Annotated in this window: 22 protein-coding genes; 13 read left to right on the forward strand and 9 right to left on the reverse strand. The window is 37.0% G+C overall.

Going from position 1 to position 23,304, the window contains the following annotated elements; translation table 11 throughout:
- Nucleotides 1–87 precede the first annotated feature (87 nt).
- The 4 genes from dacB (at nucleotide 88) to ACIQ38_RS01135 (ending at nucleotide 6,392) form a co-directional block, all read left to right on the forward strand.
- Nucleotides 88–1,572 carry a D-alanyl-D-alanine carboxypeptidase/D-alanyl-D-alanine endopeptidase gene (gene dacB, locus ACIQ38_RS01120; protein WP_402816985.1) on the forward strand — a complete coding sequence of 495 codons (1,485 nt, stop codon included), beginning with the start codon at nucleotides 88–90 and terminating at the stop codon, nucleotides 1,570–1,572.
- A 138-nt stretch (nucleotides 1,573–1,710) separates the two neighbouring features.
- Nucleotides 1,711–2,286 (forward strand): TetR/AcrR family transcriptional regulator, encoded by a 576-nt coding sequence (locus tag ACIQ38_RS01125; RefSeq protein WP_402816987.1) that lies wholly within the window; start codon nucleotides 1,711–1,713, stop codon nucleotides 2,284–2,286.
- Between the two features lie 97 nt (nucleotides 2,287–2,383).
- On the forward strand, nucleotides 2,384–4,477 hold the full coding sequence (locus ACIQ38_RS01130) for an MMPL family transporter (RefSeq protein ID WP_402816989.1): 2,094 nt from the start codon (nucleotides 2,384–2,386) through the stop codon (nucleotides 4,475–4,477).
- Between the two features lie 178 nt (nucleotides 4,478–4,655).
- Nucleotides 4,656–6,392, forward strand: coding sequence for a methyl-accepting chemotaxis protein (locus tag ACIQ38_RS01135; protein ID WP_402816991.1), 1,737 nt, complete (start codon nucleotides 4,656–4,658; stop codon nucleotides 6,390–6,392).
- Between the two features lie 159 nt (nucleotides 6,393–6,551).
- On the opposite strand, the gene ACIQ38_RS01140 is transcribed toward ACIQ38_RS01135, so the two are convergent.
- Nucleotides 6,552–7,280, reverse strand: coding sequence for a polysaccharide deacetylase family protein (locus ACIQ38_RS01140; RefSeq protein WP_402816993.1), 729 nt, complete (start codon nucleotides 7,278–7,280; stop codon nucleotides 6,552–6,554).
- A gap of 206 nt (nucleotides 7,281–7,486) precedes the next feature.
- Here ACIQ38_RS01140 and ACIQ38_RS01145 point away from each other — a divergent pair, with 206 nt between their 5' ends.
- Nucleotides 7,487–9,049: a histidine kinase N-terminal 7TM domain-containing diguanylate cyclase gene (locus ACIQ38_RS01145; RefSeq protein WP_402816995.1), complete on the forward strand. Its 1,563-nt coding sequence runs from the start codon at nucleotides 7,487–7,489 to the stop codon at nucleotides 9,047–9,049.
- Nucleotides 9,050–9,164: 115 nt separating this feature from the next.
- Here ACIQ38_RS01145 and ACIQ38_RS01150 read toward each other — a convergent pair whose 3' ends face one another.
- The 4 genes from ACIQ38_RS01150 to ACIQ38_RS01165 all read right to left on the reverse strand — a co-directional run bounded on the left by ACIQ38_RS01150 (nucleotide 9,165) and on the right by ACIQ38_RS01165 (nucleotide 11,267).
- The gene (locus tag ACIQ38_RS01150; protein WP_402816997.1) at nucleotides 9,165–9,734 is read right to left on the reverse strand and encodes a manganese catalase family protein; all 570 of its coding nucleotides are present in this window, start codon (nucleotides 9,732–9,734) and stop codon (nucleotides 9,165–9,167) included.
- A gap of 15 nt (nucleotides 9,735–9,749) precedes the next feature.
- Nucleotides 9,750–10,016: a spore coat protein CotJB gene (locus ACIQ38_RS01155; protein WP_402816999.1), complete on the reverse strand. Its 267-nt coding sequence runs from the start codon at nucleotides 10,014–10,016 to the stop codon at nucleotides 9,750–9,752.
- Entirely contained in the window at nucleotides 10,013–10,231 is a 219-nt protein-coding gene (locus tag ACIQ38_RS01160; protein ID WP_402817001.1) for a spore coat associated protein CotJA, read from the reverse strand. The genes ACIQ38_RS01155 and ACIQ38_RS01160 overlap by 4 nt, the downstream gene beginning before the upstream one ends.
- Before the next feature lie 130 nt (nucleotides 10,232–10,361).
- A complete protein-coding gene (locus ACIQ38_RS01165) occupies nucleotides 10,362–11,267 on the reverse strand; it encodes an AEC family transporter (RefSeq protein WP_402817003.1) in 906 nt (301 codons plus the stop codon).
- A 220-nt stretch (nucleotides 11,268–11,487) separates the two neighbouring features.
- On the opposite strand from ACIQ38_RS01165, the gene ACIQ38_RS01170 reads away from it, so the two are divergent.
- The 5 genes from ACIQ38_RS01170 (at nucleotide 11,488) to ACIQ38_RS01190 (ending at nucleotide 15,591) form a co-directional block, all read left to right on the forward strand.
- Nucleotides 11,488–12,243 (forward strand): DUF2935 domain-containing protein, encoded by a 756-nt coding sequence (locus tag ACIQ38_RS01170; protein ID WP_402817005.1) that lies wholly within the window; start codon nucleotides 11,488–11,490, stop codon nucleotides 12,241–12,243.
- Nucleotides 12,244–12,513: 270 nt separating this feature from the next.
- Nucleotides 12,514–13,080, forward strand: a complete 567-nt coding sequence (locus ACIQ38_RS01175) for an NADPH-dependent FMN reductase (RefSeq protein ID WP_402817007.1) — start codon at nucleotides 12,514–12,516, stop codon at nucleotides 13,078–13,080.
- A gap of 136 nt (nucleotides 13,081–13,216) precedes the next feature.
- Nucleotides 13,217–13,639: a MarR family winged helix-turn-helix transcriptional regulator gene (locus tag ACIQ38_RS01180; protein ID WP_402817009.1), complete on the forward strand. Its 423-nt coding sequence runs from the start codon at nucleotides 13,217–13,219 to the stop codon at nucleotides 13,637–13,639.
- Nucleotides 13,640–13,642: 3 nt separating this feature from the next.
- A complete protein-coding gene (locus ACIQ38_RS01185; protein ID WP_402817011.1) occupies nucleotides 13,643–14,263 on the forward strand; it encodes a nitroreductase family protein in 621 nt (206 codons plus the stop codon).
- 11 nt (nucleotides 14,264–14,274) lie between these two features.
- Complete coding sequence (locus ACIQ38_RS01190; protein ID WP_402817012.1) at nucleotides 14,275–15,591, forward strand: diguanylate cyclase domain-containing protein; 1,317 nt, start codon at nucleotides 14,275–14,277, stop codon at nucleotides 15,589–15,591.
- A gap of 57 nt (nucleotides 15,592–15,648) precedes the next feature.
- On the opposite strand, the gene ACIQ38_RS01195 is transcribed toward ACIQ38_RS01190, so the two are convergent.
- Nucleotides 15,649–15,951, reverse strand: a complete 303-nt coding sequence (locus ACIQ38_RS01195) for a hypothetical protein (RefSeq protein WP_402817014.1) — start codon at nucleotides 15,949–15,951, stop codon at nucleotides 15,649–15,651.
- 168 nt (nucleotides 15,952–16,119) lie between these two features.
- Here ACIQ38_RS01195 and ACIQ38_RS01200 point away from each other — a divergent pair, with 168 nt between their 5' ends.
- The 3 genes from ACIQ38_RS01200 to ACIQ38_RS01210 are packed head-to-tail and all read left to right on the forward strand — an operon-like array spanning nucleotide 16,120 to nucleotide 19,780.
- Nucleotides 16,120–17,181: a hypothetical protein gene (locus ACIQ38_RS01200; protein ID WP_402817015.1), complete on the forward strand. Its 1,062-nt coding sequence runs from the start codon at nucleotides 16,120–16,122 to the stop codon at nucleotides 17,179–17,181.
- A gap of 31 nt (nucleotides 17,182–17,212) precedes the next feature.
- The gene (locus ACIQ38_RS01205; RefSeq protein ID WP_402817017.1) at nucleotides 17,213–19,168 is read left to right on the forward strand and encodes a hypothetical protein; all 1,956 of its coding nucleotides are present in this window, start codon (nucleotides 17,213–17,215) and stop codon (nucleotides 19,166–19,168) included.
- 18 nt (nucleotides 19,169–19,186) lie between these two features.
- On the forward strand, nucleotides 19,187–19,780 hold the full coding sequence (locus tag ACIQ38_RS01210; RefSeq protein ID WP_402817019.1) for a class D sortase: 594 nt from the start codon (nucleotides 19,187–19,189) through the stop codon (nucleotides 19,778–19,780).
- Nucleotides 19,781–19,847: 67 nt separating this feature from the next.
- Here ACIQ38_RS01210 and ACIQ38_RS01215 read toward each other — a convergent pair whose 3' ends face one another.
- From ACIQ38_RS01215 to ACIQ38_RS01225, 3 genes are read right to left on the reverse strand one after another with little or no spacing between them, the layout of a single operon-like run.
- The gene (locus tag ACIQ38_RS01215) at nucleotides 19,848–20,954 is read right to left on the reverse strand and encodes a 5-methyltetrahydropteroyltriglutamate--homocysteine S-methyltransferase (protein ID WP_402817021.1); all 1,107 of its coding nucleotides are present in this window, start codon (nucleotides 20,952–20,954) and stop codon (nucleotides 19,848–19,850) included.
- Nucleotide 20,955: 1 nt separating this feature from the next.
- A complete protein-coding gene (metC, locus tag ACIQ38_RS01220) occupies nucleotides 20,956–22,143 on the reverse strand; it encodes a cystathionine beta-lyase (RefSeq protein ID WP_402817023.1) in 1,188 nt (395 codons plus the stop codon).
- Nucleotides 22,140–23,261 carry a methionine biosynthesis PLP-dependent protein gene (locus tag ACIQ38_RS01225; protein ID WP_402817025.1) on the reverse strand — a complete coding sequence of 374 codons (1,122 nt, stop codon included), beginning with the start codon at nucleotides 23,259–23,261 and terminating at the stop codon, nucleotides 22,140–22,142. Before ACIQ38_RS01225 ends, metC begins: the two co-directional genes overlap by 4 nt.
- Between the last annotated feature and the right edge of the window lie 43 nt (nucleotides 23,262–23,304).

Raw genomic sequence — 23,304 nt, forward strand, 5'->3', positions numbered from 1 at the left:
TTTTGAGAGAGTGAGAAAATTATCTTATTTTCTGACAAATACGTGTTAAACTAACAATAACTACATATTCATATTAGGAGGTACATAGTGAAAATTTGGAGGAAATTTTTAGTTAGTTTTGTTGCTATATTGATGATCGGTAGTTCTGTATTTATTCCTCTGACAGAAGATACTACTGTAGAGGCTGCGACTTCATATGCAAGTTTAAAAAGCAAAATGGATAGTATTATGGCAGACAGTAGGATGAAAAACGCCACAGCTAGTGTGACCGTTAGAAAAGCATCAAATGGAGAAATTGTGTACCAACATAATGGAGACAAAGAAATTACCCCGGCCTCCTCATTGAAATTACTGACAGGTGCAGCAGCCTTAGAAACACTTGGAGAGAACTATCGTTTTTCTACTATCGTCTCAACGGATGGAAAAGTGAAAAATGGAACGCTAAATGGCAATTTATATTTAAAAGGTCAAGGAGATCCAACATTATTGAAAAGCCATTTCGATAGTTTTGCAAGTGGTTTAGTAAAGCTAGGTGTGAAAAGAGTTTCGGGTAATTTAGTTGGAGATGATACTTGGTATGACAATGTTCGTTTGTCTGCAGGGATATTAGCGGAAGACGAGCCATATTATTATGCTGCGCCTATTTCAGCACTAACGCTTTCACCTAATGGAGATTTTGATGCTGGATCTGTCATTGTGGAAGCAAAACCAGGAGGGAATGGAAAAGCAACCAAAGTGACGATGACACCTGTTACAAGTGTTTTACAAGTAGTGAACAATTCGAAAACAGTCCCTAAAGGAAGTAAAAATACATTAAAAATTACGCGTCAAGTGGGGACAAATAAAGTCATAATCACTGGAAATTCTCCAATAGGTACTTCTGGGGTAAAAGAATGGATTTCAGTAACGAATCCAACAATGTACGCGCTAGATATTTTTAAGAGATCATTAGCAGAAAAGGGCATTACCTTTGCAGCTACTTCTAAAGTTGTACAAGGCGAAACTCCTAAAAATGCAAAGGCATTAGTTTCTCGCAAATCGATGCCGTTGAAAGAATTAATCATTCCCTTTATGAAACTGAGCAATAACACTCATGCGGAAATGCTAGCAAAAGAAATGGGTAAAATAAAATACGGGGAAGGCAGTTGGGACGCTGGTTTACTAGTCATGCATGAATACGCAGCGTCAGTAGGATTAGATATATCGAAATGGAAATTTGAAGATGCATCTGGTATGTCTTATTCCAACAAAGTTAGTTCAAGTCAGTTATCGCAGTTATTGTATAAGGTTCGCACGGAGCCATGGTTCAATACATATTACAAAAGCCTTCCAATTGCTGGAGAATCTGACCGATTTGTTGGTGGAACCCTTCGAAATCGATTGAAAGCGGCTCCGGCTAAAGGTAATATACAAGCGAAAACAGGCAGCCTCGAAAATATTAAATCACTTTCGGGCTATGCAAAGACAAAGAGTGGAGAAACACTAATTTTCACAGTGTTAACCGAAAAGACCAAAACAAGCACAATCCCAGTCATAGACCAAATCGCAACAACCATCGCAAACCATAAATAATAATGGGAAGATTATTGTTACAATAGTGTTACAGGTGCCTGGCACCCGTAACGCTACTGTAACATTTTTTTGTTTAGGAGAATGGTTTAAGTAATGCACATCATGTACTATACTTAACAGAGTGACGAGGTGATTGAAATGGCGCGCGAAAGAAAGTTTACAGACGAGCAGCTGTTTAAAGCGACGAAACAGCTAATTATTGAAGATGGTTATGAAACATTTACTTTTAGTAAATTAGCATCCCTCTTAAATGTTTCAAGGGGAAGTATTTATAAATACTATGAAAATAAAGATGAGTTAATTTCAGAGTTTCTTATGTATGAGATGAATCGTTTTCTACATGAATTTCAAAAGCTTGATAAATCGGGGGATTTCCGGACTCAGTTTGATTCATTGATCGATTTTATTTTTGAGCAAAGTAATATGAATCAAGTGTTAGAAATTATTCAAGAAATTCCAACAAATACAACGAAAAGAGTAGCAGATAACAAAAATAGGTTGAATGAATATCATATTGATATGTACCAGCAACTTCAAGGGCTTATTGATTTAGGAAGAAAAGAAAATGTCATTAAAAATCATTTGCCAACAGCAGTGTTACTAGGAATGACCTTTCAAACGATTGCAATTCCCAACCATTTTAAAATACCCCAAGACCAATGGGTTGCTTCTATTAAAGAGATATTAATTCATGGAATGTTGAAACAAGATTAATTGACATAACTGTCACCTTTACACATAATGTAATGATAGTTATGTTTTTTTTTGTTCAAAGTGACACTAGTGTCACTATAAAAAGGAGAGTGAAAAAATGAAGAAAATATTGCGTCATGTTACAGATTTTGTTTCGATGAAAAAAGGAATGTGGATTACACTAGGAGTTTGGGTAGCCGTCACATTGATGTTAGCTATTTTCGCACCGAGCGCTACAGAATATAAAGTATCGGGTGTTGCATCTTTACCGGAAGAAGCAAAGTCGGTCATTGCTCAAAAAAATATTGATGAACATTTTAAAGATGCGGAAAGTTTACCGGGGATTTTGGTTCTTCAATCTTCAAACGGTGGAATAGATACACAAACTCTAGGGGAGGCATTGGATGAGGTAAGTGAAGCGAACATCAATGGGCTAAAAAATATGATTCCGTTTAGTAGCCTACCACCGCAAGCACTTGCTGGTTTTTTCTCAGAAGATAAGGAGACGGTAGTGATACCACTAACGTTTGACCCTTCAATAGATACAAAGGACTTAGAGGTAAGTTTAGAAAAAATAAAGAAAATTGTCTCTGAAAGAACGGATTCCACTATTTATATGACAGGTCCAGCTGGAATTGCTGTTGATACGATTAATCTCTTTTCGAGAGCGGACATCGTTTTATTATTATCCACAGTTGGACTTATTTTAGTATTACTGATCGTTATTTATCGCTCTCCTTTACTTGCATTAATTCCACTTGTAGCCGCAGCATTTGTTTATGAAGTGGTTAACCAACTATTAGGGTTGTTAGGGAAGGGCGGATTGGAGTTAGCGACTCAGTCTACATCCATCATGTCTATCTTGCTATTCGCTGCAACAATTGACTATTCATTATTTGTATTTTCTCGCTACCGCGAAGAGCTGAAGAATCATGAAAGTAAATTTGACGCGATGAAGTGGGCGATGCGAGAAACAGGAATACCTGTCTTTTTCGCCGGTGGTACGGTACTTGCTGCCATGTTAGTATTGTTTTTTGCACACTTCGGTGATTACCGAAACTTTGCTCCAATCTTTGGAACAACGATGCTAGTTATTATGTTTGCGTCAGTTACGTTAATCCCCGCACTATTTACGCTTTTTGGAAGAAAGTCATTTTGGCCAAAAATTCCGAAGTACGGGGACACAGAAGTTAGAAAAAATGCCTTATGGAATAAAATTGGTTCTTTTATAGTGAAAAAACCTATTATTTCAGCATTATCAATTTTAGTTATTTTAGTTATATCTGCATTAAATATGTTCAATCTAAAATACGAATTTGATACGATCAAGTCATTTCCGAGTGACATGCCATCACGCGTTGGATATGAAATAATCGAGCAGAGCTTTGAAAAGGGAGATCTTGCCCCAACGACCGTGCTTTTTGAATCTAAAAATGAAATTACACCTGAAATGCAAGACAGTTTAATGGAGCAGCTCTCCAAGCAAAATTTAGTGAGTAATGTTCGTCCGACAGGCATTTCGGAAGATGGTCTAGCGATTCAATACCAATTAACATTTAAAGAGAGTCCTTATTCCATTGAATCAATGGATGCGTTAGAAGAGATGGTGGAGAACTCAGATAGTATTTTGAAAGCTAGTAACATTGACGGTAGTCTTTACTTTGCGGGTGAAACGGCAAATAAAGTAGATGATCGCACGATTAATAATCGTGATTTACTCGTAATTGTAGTACTAGAAACGATATTAATCTTTGGAATGTTAATATTTTTAACCAAATCAATCAAAATGCCAATTTATATGATGGGTACCATTTTATTGTCTTTCTTGGCGGCTGTTGGTCTAGGGATGTTCCTATGTAACTTGTTTTTTGATATAGACACTATTAGTAACCGAGTTCCGCTCTACTCATTTGTCTTTTTAGTGGCGCTTGGAATTGATTATAATATTATTCTGATCTCTAGGTTTTTAGAAGAACGCAAAAAGCATGATGTAAAAGAAGCTGTTCAAATTGCAGTTGCCAATACAGGAGGGGTTATATCTTCAGCAGGTATCTTGTTAGCCGCAACATTTGCAGTGCTCATGACACAGCCGATCCAAATCCTATTTGTATTCGGGTTTATCGTCGCTGTAGGAATAATTTTGGATACATTCCTCATAAGAGGTATTCTTCTACCATCTTTAATTGTGCTATTTGAAAAAGATAAGAAATAAAAAAATGCTTGGTCACAGGTCTTAACCTGTACCAAGCATTTTTTATTACAAGATTGTTACGGGTGCCTGGCACTAGTAACATTTTTGATACATTATATTTTTATTTGGTCCTCTCAAAGTATGTGTTATTTGTACCGATAGTAATATATATGCATATTTAGGGAGAAGGGGTTGTAGGATGAAACGTAAATCAGTAAGTACTAAAATGGCTTTAATACTTATTACAGTTATGTTGTTTTTGTTTTTGGCAGTGTCTGCGTTGTTCACTATGAGTACGCTTAGAACTGTGGAAGATTCAATTAGAAGTCAAGCGGTATCAACGGTGAATTATTTAGCTAGTAAGATAGATGGGGATGAATATAAGAAATTTACCGAAGACTCTGTTGAAAATGATACGTATTGGGATATTCGTAATCATCTCATTAATGTATTGGATAGTACTGGAGTTTTATATGTTTATACATTGCAAGCAGATCCAAGTGCAGTGGAAATAATGATCGATGGATATGCAAAGGGTGTTGAAGGTGCGGCAACTATCGGACAACCAACAACTGGCACGACTTATAATGATGTGAAGGCAGTATTAGAAGGTAAATCTGTAAGTACAAAAATAATTGATGATCCGGATTTTGGCAGATATTTGTCAGCGTTTGCCCCTATTAAAGATAGTAATGGTGAAGTAGTGGGCATTTTAGCAGTAGATATTGCTGCGGAGAATGTAGTTGAAATCCAAAATGATCTTTTGAAAACGACGATTCCAATTGTAGCATTACTATTTTTTGTTATTATTTTAATTCTTACTATCCTATTTTACATGTATACAAAAAGAACTTTTGCGCCGCTTGGGGTTGTAAGTGAAGCATTAGGTGATTTCGCAGAAGGAAAATGGACAGTTGCATCTAAAAAAGTAGGGGCTATTAAATTCAAATCGGAGAATGAAATCTCAGCATTGGCGAAAGCATTTATGGCATCGTATAAACAATTAAGTGCAACAATGACAGAGATAACGAGCCAGTCTAACCGAATTTCTCAATCATCTAATCAACTATACGGAACGATTGAAGACACGATGGAAACGAACCGTATGATTAATGCTCATATGGTTGAATTAGCAGAAGGTAGTGCTAAATCATTACAACATAGTGAAGAGTCTGTTACCGCTCTCGAGGAAATGGCAATTGGTATTCATAGAATTGCGGATTCAGGAAACGATATGACGAATACTTCCAATGATATTGTAGAATTTATAAATAAAGGGCATGAGGAATCCAAACAAGTTGTCATACAAATAAAAGATGTGCAACAAATGTTTCAACAAACAGGATTAAAAGTGGCTGAACTTAGTAATCAATCCAAACAAATTCAAGCAATAACGGAAGTGATGACAGGGATTGCTGAGCAAACTAATCTTTTAGCATTAAACGCAGCAATTGAAGCAGCAAGAGCAGGAGAGGCAGGTAAAGGTTTTGCTGTAGTTGCCGATGAAGTAAGAAAGTTAGCGGAACAATCGAAGCAGTCGGCAGAAGAAATAAGAACGTTAATTGATAGTTTTGAACTTGTAACGAATGAAGTGAGTGATGTTATGGATGAGACATCTACGAAAGTGAAAGAAGGAACAGAATCCGTACAAGAAATTGGTAATATGCTGGAACGAATAGTAAATAGAATTGCCCAAATAAACCTAGAAATTCAAGAAAGTTCAGCTGTTACAGAGGAAATGTCCGCTGGTTCTGAGGAAATTCTTGCAGCTTTTGAGGATATTAAAGGATTTGCGCGTAATACAGCTACTCAGACGATAGAAGTAGCAGAATCTGCATCTGAACAAACAAAAGCAATGGGAACCCTAGAAGCAATGAGCGGAGATTTACAAAAGATTTCGCAAACATTGAGTGAACTAATAGAGAAATTTGAGTAAAATTTTGCTCCCCAAGGGATTGTAAAAGAAAAGAGCAAACCGATGTCATAGTTGGTTTGCTTTTTATGGTGGAAAAATATTACAGTATTGTTACCGGTGCCTGGCACCCGTAACAATACTGTAATAAGAGAATGCTCGCACATTCATATCTCGACATGACTAGTTTTTCAAGCTCATGCTTGTTATTTCGAGCAACTCGGAAATGGTTACAAATTCATACCCTTGTTGTTCTAATTCTGGTAGAATTTTTTCCAGTGCTTTTACGGTTTGCGAACGATCTCCGCCTGCATCGTGAAATAACACAATATTGCCTGGATTAGCACCATTCAATACGGTGGATACGATTTTATCTACTCCCGGTGATTTCCAATCTTGTGTGTCCTGATGCCATGACCACATAACAACTCTGTAGCCATTTTCTACAGCGGTATTAATGATACCATCATCGTAACTTCCCCCTACAGGACGATAAAATAATGGGTAAGTACCAGTGATATCATGAATGATTTCATTTGTCTTTTTTAGTTCATCTTCCAGTTTTTCTGGGGTGACTTTATAAGGATGTGTATAAGTATGATTTGCTATTTCATGACCTTCTTGTCCCATTCTTAGAATGATTTCTGGCATTTTTTCAGCTCGTTCACCAATGACAAAAAAAGTAGCTTTAGCATCGTATTGCGCAAGTAAATCAATAATTTGCGTTGTATAGGTAGCATGAGGTCCATCATCAAATGTGAGCGCAATTACTTTTTCTTCTGTCTTGATGTCCCAAAGCACATATCCTTTTTGTTCATAGTAAGGTCTTCCTCTATCCATAGCTTGTGAAGCATAAGCAATACAAAAAATCAAAATGATAAATAGTCCGATCTTCCATACTAAAGATTTCATAAATAATTTCCTCCTAGTTAAGCTATAGTGAGGGAAGTTTATAATCGTTGTCCTTATTGTTCGCTTTTACAAGTGGATTATACGGTCATTTTTCCATTGAACTTACCTAGAAATTACCGACAAACTTAGTATAGTCAGAGGGTCATAAACTGCTATATAATACAAATAACTATATGAATTAATTGGAAATGGAGTAATCATCATTAATGTACATACTAATAGTTATATTAGCTGGAGTGATAAGCTTCTTTTTATGCTTGTATGCCCAATTAAAGCTTAAGGAAGCACCTGGTGCACGCCCTTATTTTGTAGTAACATTATTGTCTACTATCTTCACATTTTCCTATGCATTTGAACTCGCCAGTACATCTTTAGGGCAAGTGCAATTTTGGTTGAGAATCGAGTATCTTGCTTTACCATTTATACCGGTCTTCGTATTAATGATGAGTTTTGAATACGTAGGACAAAAACTGAAGCAATGGTTCTACTATGTCCTCTTTATCTTACCTATTATTACTATTTTTATGCTAAATACAAACGATCTCCACCATTTATATTACATTTCCATGAAATTAAATAACGACGGACCATCGCCTATATTAGAACTGGAATATGGCCCTTGGTTTTATGTTCATTCCATCTTTGTTTTTTTGTGTTTAATGATAGCTATTATCGTTTTGTTGATGCAGTTGAAAAAGCCTCAATTTAGATTCCGGATGCAAGTTTTGCTGATGGCGACGGGGCTTGTTATACCTATTTTAGCGAGCTATTTGTATTTAAATGGTCTAAGTCCGTACGGGATGGATCTTGGTCCTGTTTCCATGAGTATTACTTTTATTTTCCACGGTGTGGCGCTTTTATCCTTTCAAATGTTTCATGTATCGCCAATTGTCAGAGACAAAGTATTTGAAAGTATGAAAGAAGGGGTTATTGTTTTAAATCAAAACGGGGCTATAGTCGACTACAATAAAGCAATAGTAAGAGTCATCCCCATGTTGAATTCGCGAGATATTGGAAAATTGTTAACCGATATACTCGGTAAAGAGAGTCCCCTTGCTGAAATTATTTTCGATGGTAGGGAATGTGACTATAAAATATGTATAGATAATAAAGTTACTTATTTTCATATTAGTTTTTCCTCCATTCAAAACAAAAAGAATGTGCATTTAGGGAAAATTATTAGCTTCGCAGATGTAACGGAAAGAGTGTATATGCAAGAAATGCTCAAACAATTAGCAAGTATGGATGGTTTAACCCAAGTACTCAATCGCACATTCTTTATGAAAAAAGCGGAAATGATAATAGATGACCTTGCTACTACAGGTGGAAGTGTATCCGTTATTATGTTTGATATTGATCATTTTAAAATGGTCAATGATACATTTGGTCATGAGGCAGGGGATATTGTATTAGCTCATGTGACGAGCATAGCAAAAGAAACTATACGAGCGACTGATGTAATAGGACGATACGGCGGTGAGGAATTTATCTTATGTATGCCCAATACCTCTATACATGAGGCGTATGAAGTAGCTAACCTGCTAAAACAGAAAATATCCACAAACCATACGGCTATTAATGGGAAAGAAATTTATGTAACTTCTAGCTTTGGTCTTTCAAATGCGTTCATCGATGCGGAAGATAATAACTCATTATTGCAAGTGCTAATCAGACAAGCCGATCAAGCATTGTATGAAGCAAAAGAAAACGGCAGAAACTGTGTTCACATGTACAAACAAAAAGAATATTGTCTACCATTCAGTCAATGAAAATGCTTGATAGCGGAGTAAACCTCCACTATCAAGCATTTTTGTGTATACATCGAGCTTATATTACAGAATTGTTACTGGTGCCAGGCACCGGTAACATAATTGTAACAAATAGTTAGAATATTTTTTTTCGATCCCTTTCCTCTTTTAATATTTCTACGGATTCTCTAAAACGGAGTGAGTGGATGTTTTCTCTTTCTCTTAAAAACCTTAATGCATCTGTAACGCCAGGGTCGTCTGAAATATCTATTAACCATTGATAGGTTGCACGAGCTTTTTCTTCTGCTGCAATGTCTTCATAAAGATCCGCTATGGGATCTCCTTTGGATTGAATGTAGGTCGATGTAAACGGGACGCCTCCTGCATTTTCATAAAAAAGTGAATGTCCATGATTGACAAAATGTGCGCCGAGGCCGGCTTCTACTAATTGGTCAGGAGAGGCATCTTTTGTTAATTTGTAAATCATCGTGGCAAGCATTTCTAGATGAGAAAACTCTTCTGTCGAAATATCGGTTAAAACCCCAATGACTTTGTCTGGAACCGTATAACGTTGGTTCATATAGCGAAGAGCAGCAGCAAGTTCACCATCTGCACCACCATATTGTTCCATGAGGTACTTTGCAAGCATTGGATTACAAGTGGTGACTTCTACAGGATATAACAGTTTTTTTTCATAAACCCACATTGCTTTTCCCCTTTCTCATCTTTGCCATGGCCAAGGTGTGTTGCTCCAGCGCCATCCTACATCCAGTGCCTGTGTGGAAGGAACAGATAAAAGAGAAAGAGGACCAAATCTTGCTTCGTATTCCCTTCGAACCCTGGATGCTTCCTTTATAGCCTCTCGCCATTGTTTCAGCGCTTCAATGTCGTTAGGGTGAGTGTCTGTATACAAAGTTAGTTCTACTACTACAAAATCCGCTTGTTGCACCTTTTTTAACATATTCCATTCTTCTTCATTTGCATTCATGAAATTCCCTCCTCACGAGAAAATCCATCCACAAACTGTGGCCAAAGAGAACCTTGTCTTAAGGCTTCTTCTGGAGAATTTTGTGGAAGTCCAGGTTGTTGGAAATTCGTAAAGAGTTGAGGCGGTAAAACAAAAGTTTTCACTAAAATAGGTGGGCAAGGGTCTCGTGGTGAGACATAGGGTCTATAGGTTCCCCGAAATTGCGATTGATCCAACCTAAATCACTCCTTCAGGCTATCCTATGAAAGCTTTGATCATAATAACACTGAGGACAACTCATTTTCAGGAATTATGTCGAAAATTAATAAAAGCCTTCTTCGGGATAACGAAAGAAGACTCTGTAGATTATATTCCAAGGAAAAATAACACAAAAGGTATGGTAACAATACTAATAATTGTCGTAATAAAGGTTGTGAAGGATACGAGATCCGGTTCCGTGCCAAATTGAAGTGCAAGAAGGGTCGTGTTCGCTGCGGTCGGCATGGCTGCTTGTATGATAAATACAGTTTTGATCATATCATTTAAAGGCATAAAATAAACGACTAACGCTGCGATGACAGGAGAAGCAACCATTCGTATAATAGTTGCTACGGACACATAGCGATAAGCAACTTTCTTTCTTGAAATGACAGCTAGCTGCATACCAAGAACAAGCATAACCGTTGGGATAGACGCATCCGCAACTAGACCAACTCCATCCATGATCGCTTTAGGAATAGAAGCTCCAACTAACTGCAAAATGATTCCTAGGCTTGCCGCATAAATGAGTGGCATCCGTATGACCCTTTGCAAAGATTGACGCCAAGATGCCTTCTCCTCTCCACCTAACGAAGCAAAAAAGATCCCAAACGTATTTATGAACAATCCGTGTAAAACCATAATAATTACAGCATAATCAAAGCCGACAGCACCCAACGCAAAAAGAACAACTGGCGCACCATAGTTTCCGCTATTTGGAAAAGCCGCCCCAAGCATTAAAGCAGCAAATTGTGGACGAGTAGATTTCATCAAACGAGCAGTTATCCACACAATCAGGAAGAGTCCAAATATAAGCAAGACACAAGCTAACACCATATAAAAATAATCAATTGTTAGCGCATGTGTATAAAAGGTACGAAAAGCCAAAAAAGGAGACATTAGATATAGGGCAGCAGTCGAAATAGACTTAATATCAAACCCTATTAATCTCTGTCCCATAAAACCAATAAAAAAGATAATAAACACAGGTAAAATAATCAACAATAACTCCAAAAAAATCACCTCATCTAATATTACAATTATGTTACGGGTGCCTGGCACCTGTAACATAGCACTCGTAACAAAACACTTTTATGTATTAAATAACTATAACATTAATTGGTTATTCTTTTTAAATAATTTGAAAAATATGGTTGAATTTGTTGAACAGTGACACTATTTTTTTTATTTAGCATATACTTTTATAGTGTAAGAAGGGGGAATTCAACTGGCATTGTCATTTCAAGAATCTGCAATGTATGAACTGCATTTTTGGTTACAAGTTTTGGGGGATCATGGAAGATTTATTCATGATTCATTGGCTCCGAGTGAGAAAGAGAAAATTGAGATTGCAAGTTCCTTTATAAAAAGGTTTGATAAATTACTAGAAGCTTCCAAAAACTCATTAGATAATCAAGGAATTGTGGAGTTGGCGAAAAAAGCAAAAACGGCAAGTGAAAAAATACGGGCGTTTAAGTTATGGCTAATAAAAGACCACTTAGTTGGTGAAATAAAAATTTCCTTACCCCCATCGTTCATCAATCATATGGTAAATGAAGTAGAAGAGGCTATACGGGTATTTTCCTATTTAGAGAAAGGTCAAAACATACCAGCAGTCCATCCGCTACACCATGATTTGTTATGGCTAATCGATGCTGCTGGGCATGCTGGTGCGATAGATGCAGATTTAGATAGAGTCGAAAAGCAATTGAAAGAAAAAGGGCAACAATTTGTGAAAGAGTGGGAAGACTTTTATTTAAAAGCTGTAGAATTAGCAGGATACTTACGGGCGAATGTGGATAAATTCCCTGCATTAGACAAATTCCATGATGATATTGGTTTGGAAATGACGATTTTTAAAGGTTTCTTAAAGGAACTAGAAGAAATGAGAATAAAAAAAGAAGCGTTAGGAACCTTTACACCACTTATGGCAGATCATATGTTAAGGGAAGAAACATATTATTTAAAAAAGATTGAACTAGTTACTTAAAGAGTAAAACCTCTCAATTCGGAGAGGTTTTTTGTTGTTAATAGAAGGCCAATCAAGTGATGGACATACTTACATCTGTAAAAAACAATCCATATAGGAATAATAAAAATTGTGAGCTAATGAATTGACACTTTATATAGCTATGATTTATAGTCATTTTGAATTCAAAATATATCAGAGTGAGACATATTAATTCAAATTAAGGATGTTGATAAAGCAATGGGTTTTTTAGACAAAATATTTGGCAAAGCCAAACAGGGGGAAGAGACGATGACAGTAGAAAAGTTAAAAATTGGTATAGTAATCGGTAGTGTTCGTCAAGGTCGTAATGCAGAAGCGGTAGCTAACTGGATGTATAATTTTGCAGCAAAGCGCAATGATGCAGAGTACGAATTAGTAGATCTTGCAAACTATAAATTACCTTTCTTAGGAGAAGAACTTCCTGCCGAAAGACAAGAGGAAGCAAACAATGCTATTAAATCTTGGTCAGATAAAATGGCTTCATACGATGGTTATATTTTTGTAACACCAGAATATAACCATGCAATCGGCGGAGCTTTAAAAAATGCCTTAGATTACTTAAATCCAGAATTGAACAATAAAGCAGCTGGGTTCGTTGGTTATGGTAGTTTAGGTGGTACTCGCGCACATGAAAATATGCGTTTAATCTTAGGTGAACTTCAAGTAGCAGATGTTCGCACAGCGGTAACTTTTTCATTAATGTCTGATTTTGAAAACATGAGCGTTTTCAAACCAGCTGATTATCATGCTGGAAATGCTAACACAATGCTTGACCAAGTGCTTGCATGGAGCGGCGCTTTAAAAACAATTCGCTAATTAACTTAAAAAAGTCAAGATGAATGCTTTATTCATCTTGGCTTTTTTATCATTCATTTGACGCAATTTAAAATAAAAGTTATAATATCTTTAATTTGAGATAACTAAATTCAAATGAAAGTAGGGAGGGGTCCCAGTGGCAGAAAATCTATCTATAAAATCCTTCGTTGTATTGATGAAAGCTTCCAAAATAGTGCAAGAACAGACGAAGAAGGATATTAATAATTATAATATGCACATGTCTGAGTTTATGGTGTTGGAAGCGTTATACAGCAAAGGAAAACAAACAGTGCGCCAAATTTCAGATGCAGTTCTTATTAACTCTGGTTCTATTACTTACGTGATGGATAAATTAGAAACAAAAGGTTTGCTAGAAAGAATCGACTGCAAAGAAGATCGCCGGGTTGTGTATATTCAAATAACTGCAGAAGGAAAAAAATTAATGGATGAAATTTTTCCAAAGCATCAATTAGTAATTGAAGATATCTTCTCCTGCATTACAGATCAAGAAAAAGAAGTATTCATCGACTTATTAAAAAAAGTAGGAAAGAAGGAGTAAGCATTGACGGAGTTTATAAAATTAATAGAAGCACGTCGCTCGGCAAGTAACTTTTTAAAAGACAACCCAATTCCACCAAAAGATTTAAACGAAATATTCGAATTGGTGAAACTAGCTCCATCTGCATTCAATCTTCAACATTCTAAATATATAGTAGTAACGAACCCAGAAGTAAAGGAACAAATACGTACCGCTGCAAATGGACAATATAAAGTACATTCCGCTTCCGCAGTAATTATTGTACTTGGAGACAAATTAGCATATAAAAACACGGCGGCAATTAATGAAGGCTTGCTCATGCTCGGAATCATCAATAAACAAGAATATGATTTGATGGTAGAAGATACTGTTTCACTGTATGAAACAAGAGGGGATAGCTTCCAACGGGACGAAGCAATTCGAAACGCATCGCTTTCCGCAATGATGTTCATGCTTGCGGCAAAAGAAAAAGGTTGGGACACTTGTCCAATGATTGGCTTCGATCCAGACAAAGTGAAGGAAATTCTAAATATTAGTGACCAATATGAGCCAGCTCTAATGATTACGATAGGTAAAGAAAAGATAGAAAGTAGAAAACCAAGAGGCTACCGTAAACCAGTTAGTGAATTCGTATCTTTTATTTAGTTGGAAAATGAATGCGAGTAATCATTGGTGGAAAGGAAGCGAATGATGCATTGAATACATTAAATAAGATGGAATCCAATCCTACCTTAGAGGAATATTTATTAATCTGGGAAAATACAAATGATGCTATTTTTATTTTGCGAAAAGATGGAGCCATTGTACAAGCAAACCCTGCTTTTACCAAAATATTAGGTTGGTCTTTAGGTGATATACAAAACTTGTCTAATCCTCCTTTTTTTGAAGATGATTTTACTTCAGAAGACCATGAGAAACAGCTCAACCTGTTAAGAGATGGGGAAAGCATTCCCTATTTTGAAACGAAAAGAAAGCATAAGAATGGGGAAGTAAAAGATATTCTAGCATCCTACCGAGCGATAAATAAAAAGGATATTCTGGCTGTTGCTATGTATAAAGATATTACGGATGAAAAGAAAACGCAGCGCATGCTCCGATTAGCTGAAAATTGCTATCGAACATTAGTCGAATATTCGCCGGATGCCATTATCGTTCAAAGCAGGGGCGAAATAACCTTTGTTAACCCTGAAGCGCTTCATATAATAGGCGCTAAAAAAGACATGGATATAATCGGAACATCCTTATTGGATTACATAGATATAGAGGATAGCGAAAGTGAATTGATTCGATTATTTCGACAAGAAGAAATGGTTAAAATAGAACCGACGATTCAACGTTTAAATCGGATGGATGGGACAAACATTTGGGTTGAAATTATTGCGATTCCAGTAAAGTTTGAAGAAGAAATGGTCATCCAAGCGATAATTCGCGATGTCACTGTAAGAAAGTATTATGAAGACCAATTAACATATATGGCAACACATGATCCAATGACGGGTGTAGTGAATAGAAGTACATTCATGGAAGAGTTGGATAAAAGAATAGAAGAAGCGAAAGTGACAAACGAAATGCTCGCCTTACTATTTATTGATTTGGATAAGTTCAAAGAGGTGAATGATACTCTAGGTCACGGAATTGGGGATTCTCTACTTATCCAGTTTGCTAAACGGATGAAAGAAAATATTCGACTGGAAGATATGATTGGAAGAATCGGTGGGGATGAGTTTCTCATTTTATTAAAAGGTATTGATAAGAACAAGATTAATACAATTGTGAAGAGGATGCATACCAATTTTAGCGAGCCATATGTCATCGATGGGAAGGAAATTATCACCACATCCAGTATTGGCGTTGCAATGTATCCCGAAGATGCTATTAGTTCGGAAAAGTTAATGGGTTTTGCGGATGAAGCACTTTACAAAGCAAAAGAAAAACGTAATCATTTTCAATATTTTAACCAAAAGCCTCAGTAGCCCGAGTACATTTGTAATCAGGCTACTGAGGCTTTGTCGATTCTAATCAATTTGTTTCTATTTTTCTGCATGTCGCCATTCAATTTCTTCACCTGTTTTCGGAGAAGTTAGAAAAACATCGCCTTTAACTAAAGGCATTTCGTGTCCATTGGTATCTATATATGTTCCCGATTCTGGCACTACTTCTCCAGTTTTATGGACATGACCTTCCGCATGTTTCCAAAAAGTAGCTATTTCCGTTTGTGGACAAGAAGGGAATTTATCACCTTCATATAATTTTTTTGTAATGCCTTCTTCGCATGTATAATCTCCGGTTTCTTGAACAACGTCATCTGTTTGGTGTCTATACATATTTTCCAAATCGTATTCCTCCTTCACATATTAACGTACAGTAATTGTTTACCCCTCTGCCATTATTACAAACATGGAACTTAATCTATGATGGAAGGATTAAACGTAGAAAAATAGGGTAATAGAATAAAGTAGACAGAATTATTAGTTATAAATGTGTAGGTAGGAGGTGAAATAATGAATAAAAAATGGCTCGTATTTATTTTAGGGATAAGTTCTTTTATTATGTTGCCTACTTATACTCATGGAGAAGAGCAAACGAACGAAAAAAGAGGACTTCTTAGTGGAACAGTTACAGAACTAATTGAAAAGACAGAAAACATATCGGAAGAAGTCAATTCCACAGTGGACCATGCTTTACCAGTAAAACAAATCGAAGAAATAACTAAGGTCGCTGAACCCGTAGTTGAAATATTGGAGAAAGTCGAAGGGAAAACCACTCCTATAGTAGAAAAAGCGCTTATAGAAGTGCCACCCATCACGGAATCTATCGTTTCAGAAGTAGGCAGTATAGTAGAGGAAACAATAGAAGTAGTTCCAGAAGTGCCTACTGTTACGCCTGTTTTGACAGAGGTAAACGGTAGTGTAAAAAAGGTAACAAGTAAAGTGCAAGAGACAGTTGAAGAAGGTTCAAGTACAGTACAAGCGGTAATCGGCAAAAAAGAAACACCAATAGTCGAAGAAAAAAGGCCAGCCGCTGTAGAGCCACAAAAGCAAGCGGAAGATAAAGTGTCTCTTGTGGAAGAAAGTAACCTAGTGCAAGAGTCTACTAGTCTGATAGATCCACCTGAAGAAACAGTCTCAGTACCGGCTCCCGTTATAAAAGAACCTCCACAACAAAGTCAGCCTACTGTGGACGAAGAAATAACAATTATAAAAGAAGAGTCGTTTGAAGATTTACAAGCAAATCAGGAAAAAAAGATTATAGAAAAAGCGCATAAAAAAGAAATAAAAAAATCAACGAACAAAAGCTCGAGCATGTTACCTCCTATTCCCGATAGTGAACAGAAAAAGGTTGTGGTAACAACGGTTTCGACAACATCAACAAGCGCTCCAAGTTCTGCTTCTAATTTAGGGCCGGTTCAAAGTGGGGATACTTTATTTGCATTATTACCTTCACAGGAGCTGATGAAGGAATTGATGCGTAAAAAATGGTATCACAAAAACCATTATGCAATTATCCAATGGATTCATACGCCTTTAAGGAAGCCACCCGAAATGTCTCCTTTTTATACGTGATGTAAATCAAAATAAAAAGGAGAGAAACATAATGAAAACTATTAGCTTAAACTTTACTTGTACCGTCTTCGGTTTTTTGATGTTGTTATTACTAACACCTTTATTGGCGGAAGCAGCAGAAAACGATTCCAACTTGCCATCACAAATTGAGGTAAACGTATTGAATGATAACTCAGAGAAAGCTCCTATTTTGGACGTAGAAATAAATGATTTGCTTGGAATTGATAATATTGATGTAGAAATTCCAAACGCAAATGGTCTTCAAAATAGTAACGAAGAGGAAAAACTCGTAAATGTCTCCGTTGTAGATGAGGAAATTGGTAATTTGGAAGTCGATGTACTTTCTCAAACCGAATCGACTGCGTCAAGTGAACAAGCGGTAGTAGATATTACAGCGGAAGATTTAATTGTTGCCGATGATGTAAATGTTGAAGTATTAAAACAAGAAGAATCTTCAACTGAAACTTCTTATTCAAACAAAAGCGCAGTGGCAGATATAACAGCAGAAGATTTGGTGGTAACAAATGATGCAAATATTGAAGTACTAGGACAAGAAGAATTTTTAACGGAAACTGCCTCTTCAAAAGAAAGTGCAGTGGTAGATATTGCGTCACAAGATTTAGTAATTGCCGATGATGTAAATGTTGAAGTACTAAAACAAGAAGAATCTTCAACGGAAACATTCTCTTCAAACAAAAGTGCAGTGGCTGATTTAACAGCAGAAGATTTGGTGGTAACAGATGATGCAAATATTGAAGTACTAGGACAAGAAGAATCTTTAACTGAAACTGCCTATTCAAGTGAAGTGGCAGTTGTAGATGCAGAACTTGCTCCGAATATTATTGCTGACCAAATAGACCTTGAAGTGCTTGCAGATAAAGAATATGTAACGAAAGACAGTACAACCGAAGAAACGATGAACTTGGAAGAAGGCGTACATTTGAAAATTACAAATGTACCAGTTGTAGAAGCAATTCATGTAGGAGTTTTAGAAAGCCAAACATCAGCTTCTAATGAAGGTTTTGCAGAAACTTCAAGTCTTCTTAATGTAAAAACAGAGGATGAAAATCCTAACTTCTTATTGAATGATTTAGAACTAAATGTCTTGCCAATAAGTGATTCTAACGAAGGAGAATCAGAGCAAAGCAGCTCATCCGTTGCATCCCTTGAAACAGTAGATGGTTTATTAGGAGATTTATCAGCAGATGTGTTGTTATCGAGATGGACTAGTGATGAAAATACGAATATGTTTGATAGCGGATTAGTGGAATTGGTGAGCGATCAATTCCCAATTACGGATCAAATGCATATAGGAATATTAGATTATCACGAAATGAATGGGATAAATGAACAATATAGCAACGATGGTGTTTTACAGGTAGATATATTATCTGATCAATTAGATGAACTAACTGTCGATGTGCTAACAAACGATTATTATTCAAATAGCGAAGGTTCTTTTGAAAGCAATAATGGTATCTCTTTTGGAGTTAACAATGATTTATTGCAAAACACGAATGTACAAATTCTAGCAAGAGAAGAATTTGTAGCTGCTTTACCTATTAACAGTCCGAATAATTCAGGTGAATCGGAAGGTGGTTCTCCAGAAAATGGAGAAGAGAACACTCCTGTGGAAAATGAAGTCCCTGCTTTAGTAGATGAAGGGGCGGAGGAAGTGTATGCAGATGCTAGTGGAAACGACAATATGAACGAAGATACAAATTCCAATACAGATCCAAATGCAAGTATGAACACAAATGAAGAAGAAACTGCAGATGACAGTACAACTGAAACTGCAGCGAATAATGAGGAAGAGCAGGATGATGCAAGTTTGTTTGGTAATTTGAATGATATATCTTTCAATGGAAGTGAAATGCAAGATGGTTCTATGCTTCCAAGAACAGGTGGTTTTTTTGACGGTATGTTGCTGATGTTATTAGCCTTGAGTCTTCTTGCTAGTGGATTAACAATACGTAAATTTGCATAGAAGAGGAGGCATACGAGGATGAAAAAACGCATTGGAAATTTATTGATTTTGATAGCAATTTCCTTGTTAATCATTACTGGATATGGAATGTTCGAGAACAAACAGCATCAAGAACAATTAATAGAATCCTTTGCTGGTATAAAAACAGAGGCAGCAACTAATAAACCGATAGAAGTACCCCATGGATCAACCCAATTAATAGAGGGAACAAGAGGCGTAGAGGGCATATTAAATATCAATGCCATTGATTTGAAAGCACCTGTTGTAAGAGGAGCGGCACCAGAAAAATTGAATAAGGCACTGGGAAAAATTGATGGACTTGATGAATTCGGAACCCTAAACGGAACTTCTGCAATTGCTGGTCACCAATCCCATGTGTTTGGACAGTTTTTTAATCGCTTGGACGAGCTTCAAATTGGTGATCAATTTGAATTAGAAACAACAACGGACACTCTTCAATATGAGGTATTTGATATACAGGTCGTAAAACCTGAAAATGTGGATGTGTTAAAAAGGCAGAAAGGTATAACACTTCTATCCTTGGTAACATGTTATCCTGAAAGATCCAACAAGTTAAGGTTAGTCGTGCAAGCAAAGCAAATTTACGATTGATCTACTAAACAACTAAACGCAAGAAGAAAAGTAGACAACTTTTCTTCTTGCGTTTTTAATCGTTAAATTATTTCCAAGCATCTTCCGCAATACGTACAACATGGCGGATTTTTTCCCATTGTTCTTCTTCCGTTAGAATATTTCCTTCTTCTGTAGAAGAGAACCCACATTGTGGACTTAAGCAAAATTGCTCAAGTGGGGCATACTTAGTAGCTTCTTCAATTCTAGCTTTTACTTCATCTGCATTTTCTAATGCACCATGCTTAGAAGTGATCAATCCTAGGACAACATATAAATCTGGGCGGCTAATATGACGAAGTGGTTCAAAGTCACCCGAGCGTTCATCGTCAAACTCTAGAAATAAACCATCTACATCTAACCCGTTAAAAATGGTTTCCGACACAAGTTCATAACTTCCGCTAGTAATATAAGTAGAACGGAAATTCCCGCGACAAATATGCATTGTAATAAGCATATCATCCGGTCTTTTCGCAATCGATTCATTAATCGCACGTGCGGAAATTTTTAGCGCTTCCTCTACGCTATATCCTCTTTCTTTCAGTCCAGCAATGCCTTCATCTGAGAAAGAAGTAGCCCATGAAGTATCATCAATTTGTAAATAGCGACAGCCTTCATCGTACAGAGCTTGGATGAAACCTTGATAAGCAACGATTAAATCATCAAATAATTCCGCATCGCTACTATAAACCCCATCTTCAATTTTGGCTCTGTAATACAGCATATTAGGGCTCGGAATAGTAAACTTAGCAACAGCGTCACCAGCCACACTTTGCAAAAACTTAAAGTGATCGATCATATAGTGCGTACTGAATCCTATTTTTCCAGTTACTCTAATGCCATGTGCTTGGGTTTTTACGCCTTTAAATGATAGACCTTCTTCTGGTTCATAAAACTCGACTCCGTCTAGACCACCAAGAAAGTCAAAATGCCACCATTTACGACGGAATTCACCATCAGTTACTGATTGTAGACCTGCTTCTTTTTGTTTAGCAACAAGTTTCGTAATTTCTTCATCTTCAATTTGTTTTAATTGATTTGCAGTGATTTCATTATTTTCAAATTGCGCACGTGCTTCTTTTAAACGTGCTGGTCGTAAAAAGCTTCCTACGTGGTCTGCGCGAAAAGGTGCTTTTTGAATTAATTGTTTTGTCATGTTAAATTCCTACTTTCTGTTTTATGTTAGATGCGATTGTGAGTGCTTGGTCGAAGTCTGCGATTAAATCATCTATATGCTCCAGACCAACAGAGAACCTTAGAAGGCCATCTGTAATTCCTCTTTTTTCTCGTTCCTCTTTCGGTATTGCCGCATGAGACATAGTAGCAGGGTAGGAAAGAATCGATTCTACACCACCCAGACTTACTGCAAAAACGGGGATTTGTAAACTTTCTACAAAAGCTTTCGCAGTATCTCTGTTCGGAAGTTGGAATGATAATACTGCCCCCGGGCTTTTCGATTGTCTAGCATGAACCTCATATCCCGGATGGGTAGATAAGCCGGGGTACAACACTTCTTCTACTAAAGGGTGACTAGTTAAATAGGACGCAAGTTTTTGAGCGGATTCTGTTGATTGCGCTAAGCGTGCTCCCATTGTCTTAATGCCTTGAATTAATGAAAAAGAATCTTGTGCACCTAAAATTGCACCGAAAGAGTTTTGGATAAATCCTAGTTTATTTCCAAGATCTTCATCTTTCGTGACAGCTAGCCCAGCAATTATATCGCTATGACCAGATAAAAACTTCGTAGCACTATGTAACACGATATCTACACCTAGATCAAGCGGGCGTTGATAAAGGGGAGTCATAAAAGTATTGTCTAGAAAGGTCAAACAATCATTTGCTTTTGCAAGTGCAACAATTGCCTCGATATCTGTAATACCTAATCGTGGATTTGCAGGTGTTTCTATATAAATTACTTTCGTATTTGGACGGATTGCTTTTTCTACGGCTTCCGCATTTTTAAAATCAGCAAATGTATGCTCAATACCGAATCTCGGTAAAACTTCGGTGATGAAACGGTATGTTCCTCCATATACTTCTTCCGTGACAACGATATGATCCGCAGAAGAAAGGAGCATTAAAGCAGAGGAAATTGCCGCAATGCCGGAAGCAAAAGCGAAACCTCTTGTGCCACCTTCTAATTCTGCGATCGTTTTTTCAAGGGCATCCCTTGTCGGGTTGCCTGATCTACTATAGTCATATGGTCCAAAGCTATCAAAACTTTCTTGATGGTACGTGGAAGATAAATAGATTGGTACATTTACTACACCTGTTTTTTGTTCGAAATTCCCACGAGTGGAAGCAGTGATTAAACTTGTTTCTAAACTTTCTTTCACGTTACTCATGAATGAATCACCTCTCTTTCTAATTTTGCAAATACTTGTTTCAAATCTGCGATTAAATCTTCTGCTTCTTCCACACCAACTGAGAAGCGTAGCAAACTGTTATCCACACCTCTTGAAATACGCTCTTCTTCTGGGATTTCAGCGTGTGTTTGTGTGGCAGGGTATGTAATAAAGCTTTCGACGCCGCCTAAACTTTCTGCGAAAACGATTAATTGAAGGTTTTCTAAAAATGGTCCAACCCATTCGCTTTTTTGTAAGCGGAAAGAAAGCATGCCACCGAGCCCAGGGTACAGAACATCTTTTATAGCAGTTTCATTTCGCAAAAAATCCACGATTTTCTTTGCATTTGCATCATGCTGCTTCATACGTAAGTGAAGTGTTTTTAATCCGCGTATTAATAACCATGAATCGAAAGGGGAGAGAACTGCTCCTATTGCGTTATGATTTACAAGTAATTTTTCGCTAAGTGATTTCCCTTTCGTTACAACGAGCCCAGCCAGTACGTCATTATGCCCACCAATATATTTCGTTGCGCTGTGCATCACAATATCTGCGCCTAGCTCAATCGGGCGTCGTAAATAAGGAGTTAAGAACGTATTATCCACAATGAGTAGTAATTGATGTTTTTTGGCCAAGATACTGTACTGGGCAATATCTATATCCTGCATAAGTGGATTTGTAGGTGTTTCAATGAATATTGCTTTTGTATTCTTTGTTATTAATGCTTCTACTTCAGCGACGGCGTCAAATTTAGCGTAAGACGTGCAAATATTGTAAGAGTCGGCATATTGATCAAACAGGCGATATGTTCCTCCATAAAGGTCATCGGGCGCAATGATTTCATCCCCTGATCGAAAGAGCGATAAGATTAACTGGATTGCTGCCATACCCGAGCCACAGGCAAAGCCGGCATCTCCGCCTTCTAGTTTGGCAATTCCTTCTTCCAAAATTGCGCGCGTTGGATTTTTTGTACGTGTGTAGTCGTACCCAGTAGATTGCCCAAGCCCCGCATGTTTGTAAGCTGTTGATAAATGAATAGGTGTATTAACTGCACCTGTCCTTGGATCACTATGATTTCCTAATTGAACTAGTTCGGTTTCTAAAGACCTTTTTGTCATAAATAATCATCCTTTTCAAATAAAGTAAAATAAAAAGAGGATT

Source organism: Psychrobacillus sp. NPDC096389, from assembly GCF_044762855.1.
Lineage (GTDB): Bacteria > Bacillota > Bacilli > Bacillales_A > Planococcaceae > Psychrobacillus.

What these genes read in the sequence shown, in the direction of transcription:
- ACIQ38_RS01125 (WP_402816987.1), top strand. Translation starts at nt 1,711, where the DNA reads ATGGCGCGCGAAAGAAAGTTTACAGACGAGCAGCTGTTTAAAGCGACG.
- ACIQ38_RS01130 (WP_402816989.1), top strand. Translation starts at nt 2,384, where the DNA reads ATGAAGAAAATATTGCGTCATGTTACAGATTTTGTTTCGATGAAAAAA.
- ACIQ38_RS01135 (WP_402816991.1), top strand. Translation starts at nt 4,656, where the DNA reads ATGAAACGTAAATCAGTAAGTACTAAAATGGCTTTAATACTTATTACA.
- ACIQ38_RS01140 (WP_402816993.1), bottom strand. Translation starts at nt 7,280, where the DNA reads ATGAAATCTTTAGTATGGAAGATCGGACTATTTATCATTTTGATTTTT.
- ACIQ38_RS01145 (WP_402816995.1), top strand. Translation starts at nt 7,487, where the DNA reads ATGTACATACTAATAGTTATATTAGCTGGAGTGATAAGCTTCTTTTTA.
- ACIQ38_RS01150 (WP_402816997.1), bottom strand. Translation starts at nt 9,734, where the DNA reads ATGTGGGTTTATGAAAAAAAACTGTTATATCCTGTAGAAGTCACCACT.
- ACIQ38_RS01155 (WP_402816999.1), bottom strand. Translation starts at nt 10,016, where the DNA reads ATGAATGCAAATGAAGAAGAATGGAATATGTTAAAAAAGGTGCAACAA.
- ACIQ38_RS01175 (WP_402817007.1), top strand. Translation starts at nt 12,514, where the DNA reads ATGACAGTAGAAAAGTTAAAAATTGGTATAGTAATCGGTAGTGTTCGT.
- ACIQ38_RS01190 (WP_402817012.1), top strand. Translation starts at nt 14,275, where the DNA reads ATGCGAGTAATCATTGGTGGAAAGGAAGCGAATGATGCATTGAATACA.
- ACIQ38_RS01200 (WP_402817015.1), top strand. Translation starts at nt 16,120, where the DNA reads ATGAATAAAAAATGGCTCGTATTTATTTTAGGGATAAGTTCTTTTATT.
- ACIQ38_RS01205 (WP_402817017.1), top strand. Translation starts at nt 17,213, where the DNA reads ATGAAAACTATTAGCTTAAACTTTACTTGTACCGTCTTCGGTTTTTTG.
- ACIQ38_RS01210 (WP_402817019.1), top strand. Translation starts at nt 19,187, where the DNA reads ATGAAAAAACGCATTGGAAATTTATTGATTTTGATAGCAATTTCCTTG.
- ACIQ38_RS01215 (WP_402817021.1), bottom strand. Translation starts at nt 20,954, where the DNA reads ATGACAAAACAATTAATTCAAAAAGCACCTTTTCGCGCAGACCACGTA.
- metC (WP_402817023.1), bottom strand. Translation starts at nt 22,143, where the DNA reads ATGAGTAACGTGAAAGAAAGTTTAGAAACAAGTTTAATCACTGCTTCC.
- ACIQ38_RS01225 (WP_402817025.1), bottom strand. Translation starts at nt 23,261, where the DNA reads ATGACAAAAAGGTCTTTAGAAACCGAACTAGTTCAATTAGGAAATCAT.